Annotated in this window: 24 protein-coding genes; 10 read left to right on the top strand and 14 right to left on the bottom strand. The window is 38.4% G+C overall.

The features are described from left to right. Position 1: 1 nt before the first annotated feature. Complete coding sequence (locus ACOKFG_RS13970) at positions 2–424, bottom strand: DoxX family protein (RefSeq protein WP_298790612.1); 423 nt, start codon at positions 422–424, stop codon at positions 2–4. A 118-nt stretch (positions 425–542) separates the two neighbouring features. Then, the gene (locus ACOKFG_RS13965; protein ID WP_298790610.1) at positions 543–1022 is read right to left on the bottom strand and encodes a GNAT family N-acetyltransferase; all 480 of its coding nucleotides are present in this window, start codon (positions 1020–1022) and stop codon (positions 543–545) included. Between the two features lie 375 nt (positions 1023–1397). On the opposite strand from ACOKFG_RS13965, the gene ACOKFG_RS13960 reads away from it, so the two are divergent. Then, positions 1398–3218, top strand: a complete 1821-nt coding sequence (locus tag ACOKFG_RS13960) for a PorP/SprF family type IX secretion system membrane protein (RefSeq protein ID WP_422861482.1) — start codon at positions 1398–1400, stop codon at positions 3216–3218. A gap of 15 nt (positions 3219–3233) precedes the next feature. Here the strand turns inward: ACOKFG_RS13960 and ACOKFG_RS13955 are convergent, their stop codons facing one another. The 6 genes from ACOKFG_RS13955 to ACOKFG_RS13930 all read right to left on the bottom strand — a co-directional run bounded on the left by ACOKFG_RS13955 (position 3234) and on the right by ACOKFG_RS13930 (position 9515). Continuing rightward, a complete protein-coding gene (locus tag ACOKFG_RS13955) occupies positions 3234–3839 on the bottom strand; it encodes an FMN-binding negative transcriptional regulator (RefSeq protein ID WP_298790606.1) in 606 nt (201 codons plus the stop codon). Positions 3840–3851: 12 nt separating this feature from the next. After that, complete coding sequence (locus ACOKFG_RS13950; protein WP_298790604.1) at positions 3852–4607, bottom strand: DUF3179 domain-containing (seleno)protein; 756 nt, start codon at positions 4605–4607, stop codon at positions 3852–3854. Positions 4608–4739: 132 nt separating this feature from the next. Further along, a complete protein-coding gene (locus ACOKFG_RS13945) occupies positions 4740–5639 on the bottom strand; it encodes a DUF4382 domain-containing protein (protein WP_422861481.1) in 900 nt (299 codons plus the stop codon). Between the two features lie 380 nt (positions 5640–6019). Next, complete coding sequence (locus tag ACOKFG_RS13940) at positions 6020–6196, bottom strand: hypothetical protein (RefSeq protein WP_422861480.1); 177 nt, start codon at positions 6194–6196, stop codon at positions 6020–6022. Positions 6197–6265: 69 nt separating this feature from the next. Further along, a complete protein-coding gene (locus ACOKFG_RS13935; RefSeq protein WP_422861479.1) occupies positions 6266–7111 on the bottom strand; it encodes a DUF4249 domain-containing protein in 846 nt (281 codons plus the stop codon). Positions 7112–7115: 4 nt separating this feature from the next. Continuing rightward, positions 7116–9515 (bottom strand): TonB-dependent receptor, encoded by a 2400-nt coding sequence (locus ACOKFG_RS13930; RefSeq protein WP_422861478.1) that lies wholly within the window; start codon positions 9513–9515, stop codon positions 7116–7118. A gap of 270 nt (positions 9516–9785) precedes the next feature. Here ACOKFG_RS13930 and ACOKFG_RS13925 point away from each other — a divergent pair, with 270 nt between their 5' ends. The 8 genes from ACOKFG_RS13925 to ACOKFG_RS13890 all read left to right on the top strand — a co-directional run bounded on the left by ACOKFG_RS13925 (position 9786) and on the right by ACOKFG_RS13890 (position 15246). Then, complete coding sequence (locus tag ACOKFG_RS13925; RefSeq protein ID WP_299485865.1) at positions 9786–10928, top strand: hypothetical protein; 1143 nt, start codon at positions 9786–9788, stop codon at positions 10926–10928. A gap of 165 nt (positions 10929–11093) precedes the next feature. After that, a complete protein-coding gene (locus ACOKFG_RS13920) occupies positions 11094–11717 on the top strand; it encodes a hypothetical protein (protein ID WP_422861477.1) in 624 nt (207 codons plus the stop codon). A 2-nt stretch (positions 11718–11719) separates the two neighbouring features. Continuing rightward, positions 11720–13042, top strand: coding sequence for a 2TM domain-containing protein (locus ACOKFG_RS13915; RefSeq protein WP_299174170.1), 1323 nt, complete (start codon positions 11720–11722; stop codon positions 13040–13042). A 126-nt stretch (positions 13043–13168) separates the two neighbouring features. Beyond that, positions 13169–13447: a 2TM domain-containing protein gene (locus ACOKFG_RS13910; protein ID WP_298790587.1), complete on the top strand. Its 279-nt coding sequence runs from the start codon at positions 13169–13171 to the stop codon at positions 13445–13447. Positions 13448–13485: 38 nt separating this feature from the next. Beyond that, a complete protein-coding gene (locus ACOKFG_RS13905; RefSeq protein ID WP_298790585.1) occupies positions 13486–13788 on the top strand; it encodes a 2TM domain-containing protein in 303 nt (100 codons plus the stop codon). A 2-nt stretch (positions 13789–13790) separates the two neighbouring features. Beyond that, positions 13791–14096, top strand: a complete 306-nt coding sequence (locus tag ACOKFG_RS13900) for a 2TM domain-containing protein (protein WP_298790584.1) — start codon at positions 13791–13793, stop codon at positions 14094–14096. A 46-nt stretch (positions 14097–14142) separates the two neighbouring features. After that, complete coding sequence (locus tag ACOKFG_RS13895) at positions 14143–14472, top strand: 2TM domain-containing protein (protein WP_422861476.1); 330 nt, start codon at positions 14143–14145, stop codon at positions 14470–14472. An 18-nt stretch (positions 14473–14490) separates the two neighbouring features. Next, positions 14491–15246: a LytR/AlgR family response regulator transcription factor gene (locus ACOKFG_RS13890; protein ID WP_299485858.1), complete on the top strand. Its 756-nt coding sequence runs from the start codon at positions 14491–14493 to the stop codon at positions 15244–15246. A gap of 96 nt (positions 15247–15342) precedes the next feature. Here ACOKFG_RS13890 and ACOKFG_RS13885 read toward each other — a convergent pair whose 3' ends face one another. After that, entirely contained in the window at positions 15343–16527 is a 1185-nt protein-coding gene (locus ACOKFG_RS13885) for an LETM1-related biofilm-associated protein (RefSeq protein ID WP_299485856.1), read from the bottom strand. Positions 16528–16595: 68 nt separating this feature from the next. Then, positions 16596–17138 carry a mechanosensitive ion channel domain-containing protein gene (locus tag ACOKFG_RS13880; RefSeq protein WP_298790576.1) on the bottom strand — a complete coding sequence of 181 codons (543 nt, stop codon included), beginning with the start codon at positions 17136–17138 and terminating at the stop codon, positions 16596–16598. A gap of 179 nt (positions 17139–17317) precedes the next feature. On the opposite strand from ACOKFG_RS13880, the gene ACOKFG_RS13875 reads away from it, so the two are divergent. After that, the gene (locus ACOKFG_RS13875; protein ID WP_299485854.1) at positions 17318–17965 is read left to right on the top strand and encodes an OmpW family outer membrane protein; all 648 of its coding nucleotides are present in this window, start codon (positions 17318–17320) and stop codon (positions 17963–17965) included. An 85-nt stretch (positions 17966–18050) separates the two neighbouring features. Here ACOKFG_RS13875 and ACOKFG_RS13870 read toward each other — a convergent pair whose 3' ends face one another. From ACOKFG_RS13870 to ACOKFG_RS13855, 4 genes are all read right to left on the bottom strand, one after another. Further along, positions 18051–19064, bottom strand: coding sequence for a helix-turn-helix domain-containing GNAT family N-acetyltransferase (locus tag ACOKFG_RS13870; protein WP_299174151.1), 1014 nt, complete (start codon positions 19062–19064; stop codon positions 18051–18053). Between the two features lie 66 nt (positions 19065–19130). Then, complete coding sequence (locus ACOKFG_RS13865; RefSeq protein WP_298790570.1) at positions 19131–19502, bottom strand: VOC family protein; 372 nt, start codon at positions 19500–19502, stop codon at positions 19131–19133. 62 nt (positions 19503–19564) lie between these two features. Then, on the bottom strand, positions 19565–20146 hold the full coding sequence (locus tag ACOKFG_RS13860; RefSeq protein ID WP_298790568.1) for a superoxide dismutase family protein: 582 nt from the start codon (positions 20144–20146) through the stop codon (positions 19565–19567). 409 nt (positions 20147–20555) lie between these two features. Beyond that, complete coding sequence (locus ACOKFG_RS13855) at positions 20556–21776, bottom strand: bifunctional alpha/beta hydrolase/OsmC family protein (RefSeq protein ID WP_298790566.1); 1221 nt, start codon at positions 21774–21776, stop codon at positions 20556–20558. Between the last annotated feature and the right edge of the window lie 34 nt (positions 21777–21810).

Below are 21810 nucleotides of genomic sequence, written 5' to 3'. Positions count from 1 at the left end.
CCTATTGCTGCATTTTCAAATAGTAATCGGCAGAATGCTTTCCTGACCCGTACACTAGGAAAAATATACAGGCTAGCAGGGTCAGCGTTGCCAAAATAAGGTTTGTGGTATTCATTTCCCCTAGGAAATTTGTTAATACCGCACCGATTAAGATTGGTAACTGGGCCGCTGCTGCCCATCGCGTTAGCAAACCAACCACGATCAAAAAACCGCCGACAAAATGTGCTGGGGTTATGTAATGCAAAAGAATCATTCCTCCCGGCATCTCTTGAAAGGGTCTGACCATTATGGCCATTTGTTCATGATTCGTCATAAATTCCACTCCCTTGTAAAAAAGAAAGATTCCAAGGGCAATTCGCACTAAATCCAATGGATAATAGGTATGGGCATTAGCCCATTTGTTCAAATTCTTAACTGTTCCCATGACGTTGGAATTTTAAAGGTGAATTCTTTAATATACTCATTTTTAACGAGATAGGAAAGTCAAAGTATAAGGTTTGAACAAGATAGACCGACAGAAATGTAGTGTCTAGTAGATAGTTTCAAAAATGATTCAGATCAAGCGACATTTGAATATCGCTTCGCTCATAAGGAGAAGTAACACCTGTTATTTCCTTAAAACCCAGTTTTTTATATAAGGCAATTGCCGGACCCAAAACGCTGTTGGTTTCCAGATATAACTTAGTGGCACCCGTAGTTTGGGCTTTTTGGATAATATGTTCACCCAAAAGCTTGCCAATGCCTTTGCCTTGAGCTTTGGGCGAAACCCCCATTTTGGCTAGTTCAAAATCGAAGCCTTCGTGACTACTTTTCATTAGAGCGCAAACACCAACAGCTTCATCATTGAGCAAAGCCACAGCAATGTATCCACCTTTATCCAAAATGTATTCTTTTGGATTGCCGAGAGAGATACGATCCATCTCTTCAATTTTAAAATATTGGTTAATCCATTCCTCGTTCAACGCTTTGAAAGCCTCGAAGTATTTTTCCGAACAACTGACGATTTTTATATGCTCACTCATAACATTCTTACACGATATAGGCAGATACAAAAATACTAGGAAATTGGTTTTAAATTTTGGCAAACTAGAAGAGGCTCAAAATCAGCTACATAAGAAAATTGAATGTTTGTCGTTACATATAAGCATCAGTCGACAAATAACCATGCAGTTCAACGATTAAATTGGTTTTTTGTCGACAAAAAACGTATAATTACAAGAACAATTAATAATAAAACTCTTACAAGTTCCCAAATCTTGCAATGAGACCAGACAATAAAACCAAACAAATCCCAACCGGGATAATGAACCTACTTAGAACCCCAGGCCATGGCTATAAAACTACCCCTACATTTAAAAAATATCCCTATAGGTCGCAATAAACGGCTCTTTCTATTGATGATACCATTACTTTTCTGCGGTGCAATGAATGCGCAGGAAGATAACCCCTATGTAAGCTATGATGTGCCGTTCCAGAATCTATTAAAGTTCAATAGGTTTCTGATTAACCCTACATTTTCTGCCGTTAGGGAGGATAAATCCTATGTGAATCTCTTTCATCGCAGCCAAGGTTCCGACTTTAACGATAACAACCAGAATTACTTTTTAAGTTATAGTGGAAGAATTAACGATCGCGTTGGACTGGGATTAAGTCTGTATAATCAGCAAGAAGGTGTTATCTCTAATTTGGGGGTGATGGCTAACTATTCCCATGGTATTCAACTAGGTCAAAAAAGTAGCTTGAGCTTTGGTGTAAACATTCCATATTACGTTAGCAGTTTTGACCCGGATAGAGCGGTAACCTTGGAAGAGGACCCTCTGTTAAATGATGCATCCCAAAACTCCATAATTTCTTTTCAACCGGGATTGAATGTTTCATTTGGGAAGTTTGATTTTGGTGTATTTGCTCAAAATTTGGTGGATTACAATATAAAATCCGGTAAGTCTTTGACCGATTTCAATGAGAAAACTTTTTCTGGCCATGTTCAATTTGCCCATGAATTTAAAAATGGCGCTGGTATTTTTCAGGATGGAAGGCTATTACCTTTGGCAAGAGCCCGTTTTCAGGCAGAACAAGATCCAATATTTGGTGGAGGATTGATTCTTGATTTACCCAAACTAGGTTGGATTCAAGGAGGTTATGATCAGCTCTATGGTGCTTCAGCCGGAACAGGATTCAATTTGAACAGAAGATTGTCCTTCGGTTACAATTTCGAAAAGAACATCAATAACAATTTTGCCAATTTAGGAGTGACCCATGAGGTTTCTATTGCGTTTTCATTTGTGCCCACTATGTCACGGAATACCTTGGCATCAAATGAAGAAGGTTCAACCAGAAAGCCTATTGAAGGTACTTTTGTTGCCGATATCAAAAAAGAGAAGAAAAAGTCAAAGAAAAGTAAACTGGACACAGAAACCACTCTTAGGCCAACCAATAAGGAAGATTTGGCTTTTTGGGAGGAACAAGTAAAGCAATTGAAGGAGAATCAAGAAGATAGCTACGCTATTATTGATGAATTGCTCTTTAAAATGGACTCTTTGGAAAAGTCCAAAGATCAGGAAATGGAGAAACGTTTCGAAATGGTCATGCGCATGGTCAAAAGACAAACAGACAATAGGCGGCCTGACCTAGAGGAAAAAGCGCAGAAAATTTATTTAGCCAAAAATTCCTCAGACTTAGATTCTATTTACAATGCTACGGTCCAAACCCAAGTTGCTGAAAATACTGCTGTAAAACCTAAAACCAACAGGACAGCAAAACTTAAAATAAGCACACCGGCTAAAAAAAGCGAGTTCAAGGGTTATAATTCCGTGAAGCAATCACAAGTGGTTGCCAATACCGCTGCAAAACCTAAAACAAAGGCTGCTAGTAAAAAAGGAGCGTTTACCGGCGGCGCCTATAAGCCCGTTGAAAAATTCATTAGCCTGGATGGTGTAAGTAAAGGTCATTACATTGTAGCCAACGTTTTTAAAAATGAACGTTACCTAAAGAGTTTTATGGCCAATTTGAAAGCCAAGGGCCTTAACGCGAAATATTTTACGAACCCTGATAATGGATTGAACTATGTGTACTTGGCCAAATACCAGGAAAATGAGGACGCCTACGCAGCCTATCGCTCTAAGATGAAGGGTTCTTATAAAGATGAAATCTGGATTATGCATGTGAACAATTCCCGATACTCTGGATGGGCTGACACTAAGTTTCAGGATAATGAATAGGAAATTTGTTTAATATTAATTGCCTTCGATTTTTTTGGCAATTAATTTGCTTCCAGAGTCTTTCCGTTCCGAGAGTTCGGAAACAATTTTAGCATGATCTTGTGGTCGGGTCTGTGACAGTTTATAGGCTGCTTGAATTTCGGTAATCTCAATACTGAACCCAACTACCCCTTTGACCTGCCGTAGGGTTTTCTGTGACATATCATGAAGTGATATGGGGTTTTTGGAACCCTTCTCATACTTGTTTACCAATTTATGGAGAGATTCCATCGTTTCTTCTTCACTCAAAACCTTTAATTTACCGTAAACATGCACTGCTATATAGTCCCAAGTTGGCACCTCTTCTTCTTGGTACCATGAAGAGGAAACATAAGCGTGAGGTCCATTGAAAATGCATAAAACCTCTTTGGACATTTCAAATGCTTTCCATTGTGGATTGGCCTTGGAGATATGTCCCTCCAAAACATCTTTTCCTTGGTCATCTGTATCGAGCTCTAATGGAATATGTGTGGCCCATGGTTTACCATCAACTTGGTTAACCAGAATACCGAAACTGTTTTCTTTTAAAAATGTTTTGACCTCGTCAACACTTTCGTTTTTGTAGTAATGTGGAATATACAAAGGTGAAATTTTTCAGTTAGCGTATTTTTTTACGACGTCAGAAACATCATCATATCTTTTCCACGTTTTTGGACGTTCATAGTCCAAACCTGACTTCATAACTTTTGCGGTTGGGTACTGTTCCTTTATCCGTCCCCAAGTGGTATCTTCCCAATACGTGTCTTCCAGTTTTTGAAGCTTAACATCTTTAAGTGAACCTGATACCGCTTTATCAATCAGGGGCCACCAAAGACTTTCAGTCTCCCTATCCCATAGCACAAAACCGTCCAATCCATCCCATACTTGTGGGTCAAAATAGGTATATCCGCTGAGTGCGAAAGTAAAAACCTTATCTGCGTAGGTTCTTTTATAAATTGCTCCCAAGTCTGCCAAAATACAATAGGCAGCGAACACAGGTTCACCATCCAACATATCATTGACCACTTCGTGGCGAGTTAAATCAGCAACAGAGTATGCTTTGATATCATTTCCTTTTTTGGCTAGTAAAAAACGGCTTTCCGGGGTCCAGCTCGAATCTGCTTCTTGAACGGTTTGAAACTCTGGCTTTAGCAAGGCAGGGAAACGCTCACGACCAATGCCATAATGAAACTGTGCAGGTTCCAGGTCAAGATTATCTATGATAAAATGTTCAGCCTCACTTTCACCTCCATATAACATTTTGGCACCATTTTTATCAAAAAATTTACCATTTTCCAATGCGCTTGGTCTTTGGGAATATCCCGAAATAGTACACAATACGAATAGGAAAGTTAATCCAATTGATTTCATGACTAGTTTTTAAATATGTTTTGAAAGTTACAAAATTGAGATTAAGCAAAACTTGGCCATTCATTAGAATAGCGAACAAAAAAAAGCGGGAATTTAATTCCCGCTTGTTATTTTAAAAATCTCTCAAAAGTTTTATTCTATCACCTCTTTTACCAATTGAAAATCTTGAATGGTTTTATTGGCCACCGCTATTTCCACATCAACGGTATCACTTTTGATATAGCCCTCCAATTCAGCAAATACCTTATAAGAACCGGCTTCCAATCCCATGATGGTATAATTGCCATCTGCATCGCTAAAACCTGATGTATTTAGGGTGTCAGCTGCTAAAACAGATATCTGGGCACCTTCAAGAGCAACCTGCATCTCTTCTTCCAAGGTGTTAACGTTTCCTGTAAGGCTTCCAGCGGTTGAAAGGTTACTCACCTTAATCACTGGTTTGAAGTTAAAGCCATTAATACCATCAATATTCTTTATGTTACCTTTTGCGACAAAGGAGCGGCTTACATCAAAGTCTAACAACAAGTCTGCAGATAACCCTCCGGCAACGGTGATTCCCGGCTTAATAAATACTTTAATACCTGTTTGTTCTCCACTTGGAACTTTTAAGTCGAAGGTTCGGCCATCCGTCAAAACTACGTTGACCCCTTTTACATAGATTCGTAAGAGATCATATGTGCCCACAGGAACGTCTATGCTTGCCAACTGTTCTGTAACTCCGTTTGTAAGTTCCAAAAGGTTTACATTCATTTCTTCTTCCATCAAGGTAATAAAAGGAGAACCTTCACTGTCATCATCCATATCGCTATCGGTGTTTTCATCCATATCACCATCTTCACTATCCTTGTTTCTGGCTTCTAACTTAAATACCGTGACATTGGCCTCCGCTACCATATCAAATGGAAAAGGAGCATCTGTTAATTGTACGGTTAGTTTACCCGTTCCATCAGTATTGGAATTGCTATCATCTGAACAATTTATAAAAGTGAGCGCAAAGGCCATGAGTAGACCCAGAAAGAATTTAATTTTCATATTTGAGGTTTTTGAAAACAGGGTGAGTACCCTTGAAGTTAATGTTTAGTGTTACCCTCAAAAATGCAAATCTCCGCTTTTAAAATCTTTGATAATTCAAGGTTTTCGATGAAATGCACTGATTTGTAAGCTTTTACCTTCAGTTTGTTATATAGTGACGGTCAGAAGCTTTAATAATGTTCACGAACAAAAAACCCAATACCAGTTTTATTGAGATAAATTTCAAATAAAAATATTTAAAACTTGATCGTTCTGATTATTGAACTTTTTTTGAACTGACTGAAAATATTGGTGGCTGTCATATTTGTTTGGATATTTTGACATTGGACATAAAAAACAGGGGACAAACTTTGCCCCCTGGTATAATTAAAAAATGCGAATTATTGCCTTGCAGCGGACTGAACGGAACCATCCGTTCCATTAAGGTCGGCCCTAAAAGCCCATAATTCTTGGAAATCTCCATGGGTGGTATCTCCAAACTCCTTTAAAAATTCCATAAAAGTTCCTTCACCATGAACTTCCTCATACCATTGCGGAAATTTATCTTCCTCGGACATCAATGAACTGTAATGCAAAAATCCCAAAGCCGAAGATTCGAACTTTGGGATTACCAACCTAAACAAAAACTACTCAAACGTAAAACTACTGGCTACTTTTTCTGAAACCCTGAAATAGCCATAGGGTGTATTCTCTGGATTGTCCACATTTATGCAATTACCTACCAACGCCACAGGAGTGGCACTAAAGGCATCTCCTGCACTTTCAAACTGTTCGACCAACAAGCGGAGGTAATTGTGATAATCTTCCGAAATTCCCAATAAAACAATGTCCACAGTGTCACCAGGTTCGAATTCCTGGATATTCTCCTCTTCATCCTCAAGTTTTTCGTAGTAAAAAGTCACTTCATTACCATCCACAAATTCGTCCTTGATGTAAAAAAGTTCTGGTAGTAAGTCTTCCCTACTTTGAAATCTGAGAAAATAATAGTTCTCAATATCAACTGGGTCTACAAAGGAAACATTGACTTCAAGGGCTTCATCATCCTCACCATCTTCCCTGGTTTGTGTTATACTGGAGATATTACTTACTGCAAGCATTGTCTCCGTGGCGGTGTATTGTTCTCCTTCATATAAGACTTCCAAGGTATACGAATTTCCAATGACGGGAATGAATGAAGATGTGGTATAGCGACCGTCGTTCTGATCTTGAAAGTTAAAAACGACACCACTATTGTTGTTTCGAACTTGGACGGATGCACCTGTTACGGCCGAATTGTTCTGACTTTCAAAAAAAGGTGTAGAAGTACTTAATAAAATGGTTTGTTGGTTTCCGGATGTGCCCTTTTCCCAATCAATTGAGGCCTCAATTGTTAATCGAATAGGCCCTTCGGGAACATCGACTTCAATAACATCTGTGCAGGAAGCTATACCGGATAATAAGATGCTGAATAAGATTTTATATATGTGTTTCATTGTTTTAAAATTTAAAGTTGTAGGTGATTGATGGAACAATGCCGAAGATTGCGGTTCGGGTTGCTTCATTGGCTCCGGTTTCAAAATTTTGTCCAAACGAAATACTCGCCGCATTTTTTCGATTGAAAACATTATAGATGCCAAACACCCATTCCCCTTTCCATTTTTTGTCAGGTCTTTTATTTGGTCTATAAGTGGCCGAAACATCTAATCTATGGTAAGCGGGCAACCTGTCGGCATTGCGATCAGAATAGGACGCAATGGATATACCTTCGTATTGATATTGGCCATTGGGATAGGTTACCGGCCTTCCGGTTTGGAAAATGGCATTGGCCCCAAAACTCCATTTTTCATTGAATTGATAAGCTCCGGTAACAGAAATGTCATGGGTGCGATCATGGGGAGTATTGTACCAATCACCATTATTGATTCCTGGGCCACCGGCATTTCCACCAAAAGTTCTTTGTTCTGATTTGGAGAGTGTATAGGAGATCCAACCAGTGAAAGGGCCTTCATTCTTTCTGAACAATAGTTCAAGTCCGTATGCTCGGGATTCACCATTTAAAATCTCTCGCTCAATGTTGTTGTTGCCTATCAGGTCCGAACCATCGATATAATCAATTCTGTTATCTACTGTCTTGTAATAGGCTTCCACCTCCATGGAGTACATTTTGTCTTTGAAGTTTCTGAAATATCCCAATGCATATTGATCGGACAATTGAGGTTTGATATACTTTCCACTGGGAGTCCAAACATCTAGAGGAGTAACCGAAGAGGTGTTGGATAGTAAATGAATGTATTGCGCAGCTCTGGAATAACCCAATTTGATGGATGAATAGTCGTTGAGTTGATAGGCTAGTGCAAGGCGTGGCTCAAAATTGCTGAATGTTTCTATGCTCTCACTTTTCTTATAAACAGTTTCGCCAATGGGGTCTGTTCGTTGATAAAATCGAAGGGTAGGATTGTAAATTAGCGGTTGGTCATTCGCGTACTCAGACAACGGTTGTCCTCCCATCCTGTTAAAATGGCTAAATCGTAGTCCATATTGTGCGGTTAAATTGTCGGTCAATTTGTGTTCCGCATTAATGTAGGCGGCACTTTCTAAAGCTCGTTTTTTATCAAGTTGTAGTTCGTTTATGGAAGAGTTAGGACCAGTAGGTTTGATTTGCCCTGGGTCAAACTCATATTTTATAGTACTAATACCAAAATCGAGCTTAAATGCATCACTGAAGTAATATTTCAGATCGTATTTGGCATTATAATTTTTGATGGATGAAATCCAGTCAAATTCGAAATCCTCTATACCCAGTTCATAATCATATTTACTGTAAATAAGGGATAAGTTTGAGAACAAACGGTCGTTGAAAATATGGTTCCACCTTAAATTTCCTGAGGCATTACCGTAGCTGCTGCTAAATGAGCCATCGAAATCAAAAACATCCCTTCCAAAGTATCCAGAAAGAAATAGCTTGTTGTTGTCATTTAAACGATAATTGGTCTTTAGGTTGAGGTCATAAAAACTCACACTGTTCTTTTCCCCGGCTAGTTTCAACAATAGATGGGCATACGAGCCTCTACCAGCCACAAGAAATGAACCTCTGTCGTTGAACATGGGTCCTTCAGCGGCTAGCCTGCTGGAGATTACGCCAATACCGCCTGTTAATGCAAAATTCTTACTGTTTCCATCTTTCTGCCTAACATCCAATACAGAGGATACCCTGCCACCAAATTTTGCTGGAATACCACCCTTATACAATTTTAGGTCCTTTACGGCATCCGCATTGAAAACCGAAAAGAATCCGAGCATATGTGAGGTGTTATAAATAATGGCCTCATCCAAGAGTACAAGGTTTTGGTCCACTGCTCCACCGCGAACATGAAAGCCGCTAGATCCTTCGCCATTATTGGTGACCCCTGGTAAAATTTGAAGTGACTTAATTACATCTACTTCACCCAAGACTACGGGCATCTGTTTTACCGTTTTTATGTTGAGCTTGGAAACACTCATTTCAGGTTTTCGCAGAATAGCACGCTCTGGTTCTTCGGCAGTAACCTCAACTTCATCCAACTGCGTGGAGGATTCTGCAATTTCCACATCAATTTTTTGATTTTTATCCAGGACAAGCTGCATCGATATTTCTTTATATCCTAAATGTGAAAAGACAAGGGTGTAAGACCCTTCAGGGGCTGTTATGGAATAGAAACCGTATTCATTGGTTATGGCTCCAATGGTGGTTCCTTTTAAAAATATGGAAGTGCCAAAAAGTGTTTCACCATTGATTTGATCCTTCACATTTCCACTTACCGTATAGCTGTTTTGAGCGCTTAGCGTAATTGAACTCAGTAAAAGACATAGGCCAATGAGTAAACGTATGGGACTACGCTTTTTTTTGTTTTTCTTCATCTGTTTTTTGATTTAAGTTTAGATGTAATCGTTTTTTGATTTTATTCTCCCTAAGGACATGGGAAAAAAACAAGGGTTGCACCAAACCAAAAAGAAATCTAGTTTGAATGATTTTTTAACTTAAAATTAGAATTGATGACCAAGACCTTAACTCAAAAGTGATCAAACTATAGGTGTTCATATTGACAGACGCGTCATTGAGCTAAGAATCTCAGGGAACAAGAAAAGTTTGCATAAATTGATCTTGCGTAAGACTAAAAAATGAGTAAAATGAACAAATTTCTTCTATTCGCCGGAGTCGGTTTACTATTGATTTCCTGCAAGACCAAAAATTCGGAAAGTCCTGCTTCAGTTGAGAAAAAGAATAAGATTCCGGTATACGCTTGGACGGGCGGTCCTGGTGAGGCAACAGATGCAGAATTATCTGCGCAATTTGAAGACTTTAAGAAAAAAGGAATTGATGGACTTATGTATAATGGAGGGCATGACCCTGAAACATATAAACGAGTTGGAAAACTGGTGAAAGCTGCTGGAATGGAATTTCACACCTGGATTCCTACCATGGTCCAAGGGGAGAATGCTAAAATAGAAAAAGAATGGTATGCTGTTAACAGGGATGGGGAATCAGCTTTCGAAAAACCGGCCTATGTTCCCTACTATAAATTTTTGTGCCCAAGCAAAGAAGGAACATACAATTTCTTAGCTGAACTGTACGGAAGCGTTGCTGATGTTGCGGAAGTTGATGGAATTCATTTGGATTATATCCGTTTTCCCGATGTTATTCTGGCCCGAGGTTTATGGGATAAATATGGACTGGTCATGGACAAAGAATATGCACCTTATGACTACTGTTATTGTGATGATTGTACTTCCGATTTCAAAGCGAAGAGCGGCATCGACATCAAAGAAGTTGAGGATGCTACGCAAGTACCCGAATGGAAGCAGTTTAGATATGACCTTATTACCAATATGGTGAGCAGATTGGCAGAAGTAGCGCACACCAAAGGCAAAAAAATTAATGCTGCCGTTTTTCCGGGACCTTCTATCGCCAAAAAATTAGTGAGACAGGAGTGGAATAAATGGAATTTGGATGCCGTTTATCCCATGAATTACAATGACTTTTATTTGGAAGGACCAGAATGGGTGGGTGAGATTGTTAAAGAAGAAGTTGGGGCCATCAAAAATGGAATTCCCGTATATAGCGGATTGTTCATTTGCCCCAAACCAGAAAAAAAGGGTGATGAGAAAGATCCAGAAAATCATGGGTTGTTGCCCGAGGAGATTGGAGAAGCCATTGCGGGGTCTATGTTAAACGGCGCTACGGGAATATGCCTTTTTACACCTGGAAGAATGACGGATGCCCATTGGGCGGCTTTTGAAGAAGCGATTTATAAAGATTATAGCAACCAATAACCAATATTTATATATTTAGGAGTCCGGCTTTTCAAAAGAATTGCCGGACTTTTTGTTTCGATATGACAACTCAGTTGTAAAAATCTACAGTTGGGTAATAGTTTTTAGTCAAATATGCTGTTCTAAAGCACTTTTGCTGCATAAATAATTAAAAAACGAACAGTCATGAAAAAACTAATTCTTCTTATTTTAATTGCATGTGTTGGAACGGTTAACGCCCAGGATAAATATACCAAGGGCATGGAAAAAGCCTTTCAGTTATGGGGGGAACAGAAACCTATGGAAGCGGCAAACCTCTTTGAACGCATAGCCATGGCAGAACAAGACAATTGGTTGCCTCATTATTATGTGGCCCAAATAAACACGATTTACTCGTTCGGGGTAACCGATTTGGAACAACTTTCCAAACAGTTGGAAAAGGCAAAAGAGTTTACTGATTTGGCGAAAGCGATTTCACCCGACAATCCTGAATTACTGGTTCAAGAGGCCATGATCAATACGGCATGGATTGCTTTTGATGGCGCAACATATGGGATGACCTTATCCGGCAAAAACACCCAACTGTATCAAAAGGCTTTGGAATTAGCTCCAGATAACCCACGTGTGATATTCTCAAAAGCGGAGTGGGATATGGGGGCTGCTAGATATTTTGGTAATGATATTGCACCATATTGTAAAGATATCGAAAGAGCCTTGGAACTTTTTGCTAATTTTAACAACGATACTCCGTTCTATCCTTCTTGGGGAAAAGACAGGGCAGAACAGGTCTTAGCACAATGTAAGTCATAAGTATGCGTAACTTTATCAAGGTTGTCAAGGTTTCTTTATTGATAACGGCATTTGTCGCCATCCTAAGCATTTTTGTCTTTGGGGATGGCGACTATTCTTTTGATAGTGTTGTAAGAGACATCATCATTAGCTTTATTTTTTCGTTTGGTTTAACAGTTGTCAACTCTTACTACTATGATGGGATGGACATTCGTTATTCTTGGGAGAAAGACCCAAAAAAACGACTGTGGATAGGTGCTATAGGTTCCTTTTTTCTTACCATTATTACCTTTGGAATACTGCGTTATTTGGTTCATTTCTATTACCAAGGTTTGTCCATCACGGAATTCCTAAGAGAAGAAACGGTGGATTCATACATTATAGCTATTGTTATTACCATCATTGCTTCCCTTTTTACGCATGCCTTTTATTTTTATCGGGCACTTCAAAAAAAGGAGGTCAAAAAGCAAAAAATTATTGCGGGAACAGCCTCTGCAAGATTTGATGCTTTAAAAAATCAGCTGGATCCTCATTTTCTCTTCAACAGTCTAAACGTATTGACCAGTTTGATTGAAGAGGACCCAACTCAAGCACAAAAATTCACCACCTCACTATCCAAAGTATATCGATACGTACTTGAACAGAAAAACAAGGACCTTGTAACTGTTGATGAGGAACTCAATTTTGCGCGTACCTATGTAAGACTTTTGAAAATGCGATTTGAAGACAGTATTGTTTTTGAAATCCCAGATAATTGTAGTGTCCCAGACGCCAAAATAGTCCCATTATCACTGCAGCTGTTATTGGAAAATGCAGTAAAGCATAATATCGTTACCGCAGGCAAACCTCTGCATTTAAAAGTCATTGAACAAGATGGGATGTTGATTGTGCGCAATAATCTGCAAGAAAAGCAGGTCGTTAAAAAAAGTAGTGGAGTTGGACTTCAAAACATTAAACAACGGTACGGTATTCTCACTGATCGTGAAGTTTTTATAACCAAAACTAAATCAGAATTCAGTGTGGGGCTTCCAATCCTTACAGAGCAAATCTCGGTAATGGAAACTCAACAAAGCTTTATTGAGGAGAAACGTTATTTAAAGGCCAAAGAAAGGGTGAAGGGTATAAAGGAGTTCTACTCCAATTTAACAGCTTATTGTATTGTAATTCCCTTTTTATGGTGGCTCAACTTAAGAACCACTGATTTTTTATGGGCCTTTTTCCCTACTTTGGGTTGGGGCTTTGGCGTACTCGCGCATGGAATGGAGGCCTTCGGTTACAACCCACTTTGGGGTAAGCGTTGGGAGGAGCGTAAGATTCAGGAACTGATGGACCAAGATGATTTTTAATACCATTTTGACATTTCAATACAGTTCATCCAGGTAAAACAACAGTTCGCGAATCCATTTTTTTACTACCCCTTATTTATATGGAATTTTGAGGTGTAATAATAAATACATCTAAAAACAAAACATATGAAAACTCAAGACGAATACAGATACGAAAGAGCTAAAGAGAAGGTAAAAGAGCTAAAAGGCTTCTACAATAATTTAGTGACTTATTGTTTGGTGATTCCCTTTCTAGTCTACATAAATTACCAAACCACAAGTTTTATCTGGGCTATATTCCCTGCTCTGGGCTGGGGTTTTGGATTGGTGCTTCATTGGATGCACGTAACTGGTTATAATCCCATTCTTGGGAAAAACTGGGAAGCCCGCAAAATTGAAGAATTGATGCAGGACGATAAATTTTAACGAATACTTATATTTAATAATTTGCAACACCAACCAAAATGGAACAATCAAAAAAAGAAAGTAAGTATATAAGGGCAAAAGGAAGAGTTGATGAGTTAAAGAAGTTTTATGCCAACCTATGGTCCTATATCATGGTGATATCTGCCCTAGCGATTATCAACTATGTTGTAAACGATTTTCGATACATGTGGTTTTTATGGGCCGCTTTCGGATGGGGTATCGGAATTGTATTTCATGCTTTATGCACCTTCAATCTCAATCCGTTTTTTGGAAAGAGTTGGGAAGAACGCAAGATAAAGGAGTTGATGAATGAAGATGAGAACACAAAAAAATGGAGATAATTATGGAAAATTTTAATAAAGACAAGTACAAACGAGCTAAAAAACAGGTTGAGGAAATGAAGGGATTTTACATCCACTTATCCATATATACTCTTATTAACGCTGTTATATTGGTTAATATTTATAGAAATACGGATGATTTTTGGCAGTGGCCTCATTTTGTAACATTGGTAGGCTGGGGCATAGGGCTGTTGTTCCATGCATCCAAAGTCTTTGGATTTAATCTTTTATTTGGGAGAGATTGGGAGGAGCGACAAATCCAGAAATACATCGATAAGGATAAAAAAGAAATGGACAAGTTCAAATAATGAGAAAGACAGTTAGAATTAATGTAAGTTTATTTAAGCTGCCGTCATGATGGATATCCAAAAATACGAACGCGCCAAGAAAAGGGTCAAAGAGCTAAAGGGCTTCTACAATCACCTTAAGATTTTCGTAATAATCAACGGGATATTTTATCTCTTTAAAAGCGGATGGTTGCATCCTTTTATGCCAGAATGGTTTCCTAAGGAGACCTATTATTTTGATTGGATCCACAGTAATTTTGCCATTTGGGGACTAATAATTGTAATCCATGCCCTAATTCTTAACAGAAATAAAGTACCCTTTCTTAAAAACTGGGAAGAAAGGCAGATTCGGAAATACATGGATGAAGAGGAAGAAGAGCAAAAAAAATACCGATAATAATAAATTACCTAATAAATGCACGCTATAATCATAGAAGACGAAAAACCTGCCGCAAGAAGATTGAACAGGTTACTTTCCGAATTGGATGTTGAGGTATCAATAATGCTTCACTCAGTTGAAGAATCGATTGAATGGTTTCAGAACAATCAACATCCCGATTTGATTTTTTTGGACATCCAATTATCGGACGGTCTTTCGTTTGAAATTTTCGATATCATCGAGGTAAAAAGTGCAATCATTTTTACTACGGCTTATGACGAATATGCACTCCAAGCATTCAAGTTAAATAGCATCGATTATTTGTTGAAACCTATTGACGATGATGAGCTTGAAATAGCAGTAAAAAAGTATCAAAACTTTAAACCCGAAAACCAAAAAATAGCAGTCGATTTTAATGACATAAAAAAGCTGTTGGTAAACCCTTTGGAAAGGGAATACAAAAAACGATTTACGGTGAAGGTGGGGCAGCATCTTAAGATCATAAATGCAGATGATGTGGAATGTTTTTATAGCGAGAACAAAGGCACATATGCAGCAACTTTGGATGGCAGGAATTATTTGTTGGATACTACCCTTGAGCAGTTGGAGGAGGAGTTGTCTCCAAAAACTTTTTTTAGAATAAGCAGAAAGTTTTATGTGAACGTCAATCACATCAATGACATCATTTCGTATACGAATTCCCGACTTCAAATTAAGCTGAACCGCTTTAATGAGCAAGAAATCATAGTAAGTAGGGAGCGTGTGAAAGACTTTAAGTTATGGTTGGAATAATTATATTTAAAAATCTGAATACCAATTTAATAAAGTCATTACAAATCAATTATAAGTTTTTCTTATAGTGGCTTTTTAGCCTAAAATCAAAGAAATTTAGTCTACTCTGTTATCATCGAAAGCGGAAGGTAGCAATTTAGGAATTAACTTGATGAAAATAGGCAATAATACAGCTCCACCTGGAAGCATAAAAATAGCCAACGAGGGAATGGTCTTAAAAATATCCAACAATTGATTTTGAATTTTTTTCCTTTCATCCGCATTCAATTCCTTGGTTGCGGACTTGGATAAAAGTGAAACTAATTCCTTGCTTTCTGCCAATTCCTTTTTTAATCTTTTGCTGTTTCTTAAAATTAATTTTCCAACATTTTTGGACATTCCTTCGTAGAATTGAACAGCGACATTTTTGTCATTTAAATACCCAATTTTCGACTTGTTTTTTTTGAAGAAAAACTGAACGAAATCCATGGCCGAATCGACCTCTTTTTTGGACCTTTCCAAATCCCTTCCAAGATGAAAAATATACTCGGATTCTGCGTGATCGATTTGCTTGTCTTCCCACAAGGTCAAACATGCCATATCCAAAAAATAATCTTTCTCACAGTCAGTGAAATTGTATTGCAACAAATCATGATAATTACCTTCATAATTTGCATCATCTAAATTTAAATAGGTGAGTGACGAACCCAAAAGCTGAATAAGTTTGGCATCTTCTTTTTGGACTTCTTTGGAATTTAAAGCTTGATATGCAATATTGATGGTAACATATTCCAAAAGTTGGGCATGCTCTATCAAAGATCGTTGACCTAAAAGATAAATTCTGAAGATAAGAACATCAACATACAGAAGTGAATTGGTAAGACTGTTGCCAAAAGCACGATTGAACGCGTTTCCACCTAGATAAATTCGAGAATCTATGAGCTTTTCAAGTTGGGATTCTGTATGACTCCCCGTCAAAATCTTATTGAGAAACGAAATTTTACCTACCTCTAACGATTGGTAATACCCGAAAACCGTATTTACAAAAAGTTCGAAATCACTTTCTTGCTTATCGAATTGATAAGTATAGTATAGAGCGGTAAGCAGATTAATTTTTGCTACTTCATCCTCGGTTAATTGATGCTCAACACTGATGAATGGCGGGATATCAATATGAATTCCATAAACAAACCCGTTTCTTTTGAGTTCTTGGTAAAGGCTTTCAAAATTTGGAAAGGCATCGGGTACACTTTTTACAAGATGCCCAAATTTATTGATCCAACCAGAAGCAGAAGGGTTCATTAGGTTAATGTTTACGTTTCAAAATAAAACAAATTATAGGACTTCCCTTAGGTATTTAATGGTATTTGTCAGGATTCTATTTTCTCCGGCGCAGTAACTTCATTTTCATCAGGTTGTAAAATCTCGATACCTTTTTGAATTACAAGGTTAGTGGGAATGCTAATCCTTCTACCATCATCTGTGCGCATAAAAAGGTAAAAACCACTAATGTCCTCAACTTTTCCCGTCCAGTCGAAATCGCTATCCATAACTCTAATACGGTCTCCAAGTCGCAGGGGGTGACTAAAAAATAGAATCACACTGGCCGTTAAGTTAGAGAGAATGGACCATTGGGCAACGAACCCTATCCCAACTATGGCCAATACAGAAGAGATGAATACCGAAAACTGTTGAAGATTGATACCCCATATGAAACCAAGTAAAATAATACCGAGTCCGTAAAAAAACAGATTACTTAAATAAAAAATAATCTTTCGGCTATTTAGGTCGATTGCACTAGTTCTTCCGAACCGACGAATCGCATGTTTACTTAATAAATTAAGACCAAAAATGACGACCGTTAGAATTAAGGTAATCAAGATTTCCTGTTTAAAAGACATTATATCAACCATGGATGCTCGTTTAGGTCTTGCAAATTACCCATTTCTCGTTGTAGCGAAAAAAGAGGACTGATTTCCAATGATAACCAATGTAAATGAAATTTTGGAATCAAAAAAGAAGGACAATGATAAAGATCATATTCTCTGAATTACCCTAGAGGTAGTTTTGACAAATTTTAAAACACAGCACAATGAAAAAACTAGTTATTTGTTCAATCATGCTACTTTTTGGTATGTCGACCTTTATCATGGCCCAGGAATCGGCTGATACTAACGAAAGTCCTTGGCAGTTTAGACTGCGTGGAATAGTAGTAACCCCAGATGAGAGTGCAGATATTGAAGCAATTGGAGGTGACGCCTCAATTTCAACAACCATTGTTCCTGAATTTGATATTTCATATTTCTTCGATGAAAATTGGTCTTTAGAACTGATTTTAGCAACTACCAAACATAATGTTGAAGCAGTGGGAACATCTGCCGGGGATATTGATCTAGGACATGTATGGTTGCTTCCTCCGACCTTGACTGGACAATACCATTTTACAGGTGGAGACTTTATTCCATATGTGGGAGCAGGACTTAACCTAACATTGTTTTATGGTGTTGACGAGGGACCTGTTGCAGATGATGTGGACTACGATACCTCCGTTGGCTATGCTCTGCAGGCCGGGTTTGATTTTATGTTGAATGACAAATGGTTCTTAAATGCGGATGTTAAAAAATTATTTCTTAGCACAGATGCCACGGTAAACGCTACCACTGCACTTGGAGCAACAGTCGGAGCAGATGTAGATATAAACCCATGGATTATTGGTTTTGGGGTAGGGGTTAAATTGTAATTTTTGAGTATTGATTTTAGTTGATTAAAGGAGCGACTTGGGTAACCAGGTCGTTCTTTTTTATCAATATCTAGAAACTCTCCAGCTAAAAAGGCGATTTCACTTTTAAGCGAAACCCGTAAACTTTTAATTTTCCTTGAAGGAAATCAAGGTCCACAGCTTTTTTGAAGCCCAGTCTTTCATACATTTTCCAGGCCACTTTCATGAATTCTGTGGTGTGGATTATAACGTTTTTATGGTTTTTCTCTTTGGCTTTCTGTATACATGCTAAACTTAGAGCCTTACCTACTCCTAAACCTCTGCCATTCGGATGAACAGCCAAAAGCCTAAAACCAGATGCATTTTTTTCAGAAGGAGCTGCCCCTCCCGAACCATAGTAGTTCATATTTCCGAAATACAGTACTCCTCCTATAATTTCACCTTTTGCGGTTACGGCAACCAAAAGTTCTACTTCAGGTTTTTTGGTGAAGTCCCCAATGTTTTTAAGGGTTTGATAATATGCAGGTTGTTCAGTCTCATTTGGAAATCCTTCAAGTCCTGCATATACCTCAACCATTAGTTGCCCAATACGCCAGTGTTCAGTGGGCTTGGCATTGCGAATAACAAACGCTTGTTCAGAGTCAATTTGTCCATAACGATTTTGATAACGTGCTGCGAAGCTCTGTTCATTCAATTTTTGTTCCAAGACAGTAAGCTTTTGTAAAAAATCTTCATCTACAAACTCTTGAAGTACCTCTTGTATTTTGAGCCATTCTTTTTCGAAATCTGGCAGGGCCTTTTCTCCCTTGTTCGATATCTTGATCAGTGTTTTTCTTCCATCAAGTAGGTCCTTGTAAGTTTCCAAATAACCTTCATCCTTCATTTTTCTGGTAATCTTAATTATGGCAGGATGGGAGAACCCCAAAGCATTGGCTATTTCGGTTACGGTCAACTCACCTTTTTCCTTCAACAAAAGAAAAATGACGTGCCAATTTGGCTCTAATTTTATTTTTAGGTTTGAATAGTGTCCAAAGGTGCTTGAAACTATTTTCTCGTTCAGTCTTTTGATGCGAGCTGTAAACCCCAAATGTTTCAATCCTGGTAGGAAATCGTTTTGCATATTCATTTATGTAACTAGTTACATAAATATATTAAATTTAATATAGAAATAGGAGGGTAAAGGGCTTTAGAGATGTTGATCAACAAGAATTACGTTACCATCAGGGTCAACCACGGTAAAACTTCCAGGACCTGAAGCGTTTTCATCGGTTTCAGAGGTCAACGCAATTCCACTGGATTTTAAATGCTTTTGTATAGTTCGTACATCATCAAATTCTGGTAAAGCTTCCGCATTTTCATTCCAACCGGGATTAAAAGTAAGTATGTTGTTTTCAAACATTCCTTGGAAAATTCCAATGAGGGCATTGCCATTCTTTAAAATAAAGTAGTTGTGATTCTGGCTTCCGGCGAATACGGTAAAACCGAGTTTCTCATAGAATGCCTTTGAAGTTTCAAGGTTCTTTACTGCAAGACTGATAGAAAAAGCTCCTAGTTTCATAGCTGCAAACGAAGTTTTGAAGATGAAAAAAAAGAGCCACCTAAAAAGGTGGCTCCCCGTATTTATTGAATTATCCCGGTGCAAGCCACTCTTGCTCCAGCTGCCCCACTGGGCTGGGAAGTGAAATCATCCACACCTTGGTGGACGATAACAGCTTTGCCCAAAATATTCTTTGTTTCATCATCACAACCAATGCACCACTCTGCAGTTGCGAAATCCACTTCCGCATTTCCTTCGGCGTCTGCTACAAAATTTCCGATATCACCTTTGTGGTAACCTCCCTCGTCACCCCATTTGGCATGAGGCTGAAAAGTTGGATTCCAGTGTCCACCGGTAGATTTTCCATCAGCAGATGAACAATCGGCTTTCTCATGAATGTGAATCGCATGTTCTCCTTCAGAAAGACCAGATAGGTTGGCCTTCATAATTACATTCCCATTTTCTTCGGAAAATGTTACCTCTCCAGCCACATCACTATCACTTTTGGCTTCCATTGCAAACTTTATGGACTTTACGGCAACAATTTCTTCCTTTACCTCTTCCACTGCTTCTTCAGTACTCACATCTGCCTCTTTTTTGGCTTGTTTACAGCTAAAGCCTACAAATAGAATTACAGCGAGCGCCAGTGTATGTATTTTTTTCATGGTATTTGTTTTAGGTTTTGGTCCAAGTTACTCAATATTTGGGCACATGGCAATAGTTTTGTTTTGCAATTGCACTATGAATTCTATCGATGAAAGGTTAATAAACACCGATGAAATACTATTTTTAAGTTAATCTCGTTATAACAAAAGCACTTTAATCAACAATAAAACATAGAAGTTCGTGAGTACCCTGGTTCAACAACCGACCGATTACATAAATTTTCTTATCTATTGTAAGAAGAGAAAATCTTTTTGTAAAGGGTATCACCAATCGAAAAAAGCTTGGCTAAACGGGCAAATTGGGTATAACGACTATGTTAGGGCACTGCGAAAAATTCATAATGCAGCTCTGGAGCTAGAACTACGCTACTTTGATATTTTATATATGCGACAATAGTTCGCATATTTCCTATTCCAATAATTTAGTGATGACTTGGGTTTGACTGTGCAAAGTTTTATGCACTGGACATTTATCCGCAATCTGCATTATCCGCGCTTTCTGTTTTTCGTCCAAACTACCCGTTAATTTGATTTCTCGGTGAAAGGTGTCGATTTTGGCAGTATCACTTTCACAATTTTCACAGTCTTCCATGTGGGATTTGCTGTATGAAGTATGTACTTCAACATTGTCGACCATCCATCCTTTGCGTCTGGCATACATTTGAATGGTCATTACCGTACACGCTGATAAACCAGCCGAAACCAATTCATACGGTGAGGGCCCAAAGTCATTTCCACCGAAACTTTCTGGTTCATCGGCTATCATGTAATGCTTGCCGACTTTCATTTGGGTGGTAAATCCGTCCGCACCGTCCAAGCTAGCCACCACCTGATGTTTGGTTTTTAAACGATTTTCTTTTTTTCCACTTTCAACCAGATATCTTTTGGCCCAATTTGCAATGACTTCACCAACATAAATTGAATCTTCTTTTCTGGAGAGTAAATGGTCAGCTCCGTCCAATGATACAAAACTCTTAGGATGATGTGCTGCGATATATATTTCCTCAGCATTCCTTATGCCCACAGTATCATCTTGGGGCGAATGCATTATCAATAGCGGTTTTCTTAATGCCTTGGCAGTTTCAGGCAATGATTTTGTTTCAAGGTCATCTAAAAACTGTTTTTTTATGGTAAAATCCCTTCCGCTAAGATTGATAACGGCCTTACCTTCAGATTGAATTTCTTCAATCCCACTTTTCAAAAGGTGTTTTACATGAACAGGATTTGATGGCGCCCCAACAGTTGCAACAGCCTTTATTGAAGGAATTTCACTAGCTGCAAAAATAGAGGCAGATCCACCCAAGGAATGCCCTATGATTAGTGCAGGAGCCGTATAATTATCAGAAAGGAATCGCGCCGCAGCTACTAAATCTTCGACATTTCCAGAGAAATTGGTATCGGCGAAATCACCTTCACTTTCACCGAGCCCGGTAAAATCGAATCGTAGTACGCCAAAGCCGTTCGAAGTCAATCCTTTGCTTATGTTTTTTACCGCTAATAAATTTTTGTTGCAGGTAAAGCAGTGTGCAAATACCGCAAAATTATGGGGATAGTTATCGGCAGGAAGCTCTAAACGACCTACCAATTCCTGACCTTGGGCATTCTTGAAGGTAACCTTTTGAAGACTCATTTTTCTAGAAATGTTTGTAGTTGACCAAATTGAC

Source organism: Flagellimonas rhodophyticola (assembly GCF_049332665.1).
In the GTDB taxonomy this organism is placed as follows: domain Bacteria; phylum Bacteroidota; class Bacteroidia; order Flavobacteriales; family Flavobacteriaceae; genus Flagellimonas.
This window is presented reverse-complemented; position numbering and strand designations above follow the sequence as displayed.

Bases quoted from the DNA above. Each gene is read 5' to 3' on its own strand.
- ACOKFG_RS13970 (WP_298790612.1), bottom strand. From the start codon at position 424: ATGGGAACAGTTAAGAATTTGAACAAATGGGCTAATGCCCATACCTAT.
- ACOKFG_RS13965 (WP_298790610.1), bottom strand. From the start codon at position 1,022: ATGAGTGAGCATATAAAAATCGTCAGTTGTTCGGAAAAATACTTCGAG.
- ACOKFG_RS13960 (WP_422861482.1), top strand. From the start codon at position 1,398: ATGATACCATTACTTTTCTGCGGTGCAATGAATGCGCAGGAAGATAAC.
- ACOKFG_RS13950 (WP_298790604.1), bottom strand. From the start codon at position 4,607: ATGAAATCAATTGGATTAACTTTCCTATTCGTATTGTGTACTATTTCG.
- ACOKFG_RS13945 (WP_422861481.1), bottom strand. From the start codon at position 5,639: ATGAAAATTAAATTCTTTCTGGGTCTACTCATGGCCTTTGCGCTCACT.
- ACOKFG_RS13940 (WP_422861480.1), bottom strand. From the start codon at position 6,196: ATGTCCGAGGAAGATAAATTTCCGCAATGGTATGAGGAAGTTCATGGT.
- ACOKFG_RS13935 (WP_422861479.1), bottom strand. From the start codon at position 7,111: ATGAAACACATATATAAAATCTTATTCAGCATCTTATTATCCGGTATA.
- ACOKFG_RS13930 (WP_422861478.1), bottom strand. From the start codon at position 9,515: ATGAAGAAAAACAAAAAAAAGCGTAGTCCCATACGTTTACTCATTGGC.
- ACOKFG_RS13925 (WP_299485865.1), top strand. From the start codon at position 9,786: ATGAACAAATTTCTTCTATTCGCCGGAGTCGGTTTACTATTGATTTCC.
- ACOKFG_RS13920 (WP_422861477.1), top strand. From the start codon at position 11,094: ATGAAAAAACTAATTCTTCTTATTTTAATTGCATGTGTTGGAACGGTT.
- ACOKFG_RS13915 (WP_299174170.1), top strand. From the start codon at position 11,720: ATGCGTAACTTTATCAAGGTTGTCAAGGTTTCTTTATTGATAACGGCA.
- ACOKFG_RS13910 (WP_298790587.1), top strand. From the start codon at position 13,169: ATGAAAACTCAAGACGAATACAGATACGAAAGAGCTAAAGAGAAGGTA.
- ACOKFG_RS13905 (WP_298790585.1), top strand. From the start codon at position 13,486: ATGGAACAATCAAAAAAAGAAAGTAAGTATATAAGGGCAAAAGGAAGA.
- ACOKFG_RS13900 (WP_298790584.1), top strand. From the start codon at position 13,791: ATGGAAAATTTTAATAAAGACAAGTACAAACGAGCTAAAAAACAGGTT.
- ACOKFG_RS13895 (WP_422861476.1), top strand. From the start codon at position 14,143: ATGATGGATATCCAAAAATACGAACGCGCCAAGAAAAGGGTCAAAGAG.
- ACOKFG_RS13890 (WP_299485858.1), top strand. From the start codon at position 14,491: ATGCACGCTATAATCATAGAAGACGAAAAACCTGCCGCAAGAAGATTG.
- ACOKFG_RS13885 (WP_299485856.1), bottom strand. From the start codon at position 16,527: ATGAACCCTTCTGCTTCTGGTTGGATCAATAAATTTGGGCATCTTGTA.
- ACOKFG_RS13880 (WP_298790576.1), bottom strand. From the start codon at position 17,138: ATGGTTGATATAATGTCTTTTAAACAGGAAATCTTGATTACCTTAATT.
- ACOKFG_RS13875 (WP_299485854.1), top strand. From the start codon at position 17,318: ATGAAAAAACTAGTTATTTGTTCAATCATGCTACTTTTTGGTATGTCG.
- ACOKFG_RS13870 (WP_299174151.1), bottom strand. From the start codon at position 19,064: ATGCAAAACGATTTCCTACCAGGATTGAAACATTTGGGGTTTACAGCT.
- ACOKFG_RS13865 (WP_298790570.1), bottom strand. From the start codon at position 19,502: ATGAAACTAGGAGCTTTTTCTATCAGTCTTGCAGTAAAGAACCTTGAA.
- ACOKFG_RS13860 (WP_298790568.1), bottom strand. From the start codon at position 20,146: ATGAAAAAAATACATACACTGGCGCTCGCTGTAATTCTATTTGTAGGC.
- ACOKFG_RS13855 (WP_298790566.1), bottom strand. From the start codon at position 21,776: ATGAGTCTTCAAAAGGTTACCTTCAAGAATGCCCAAGGTCAGGAATTG.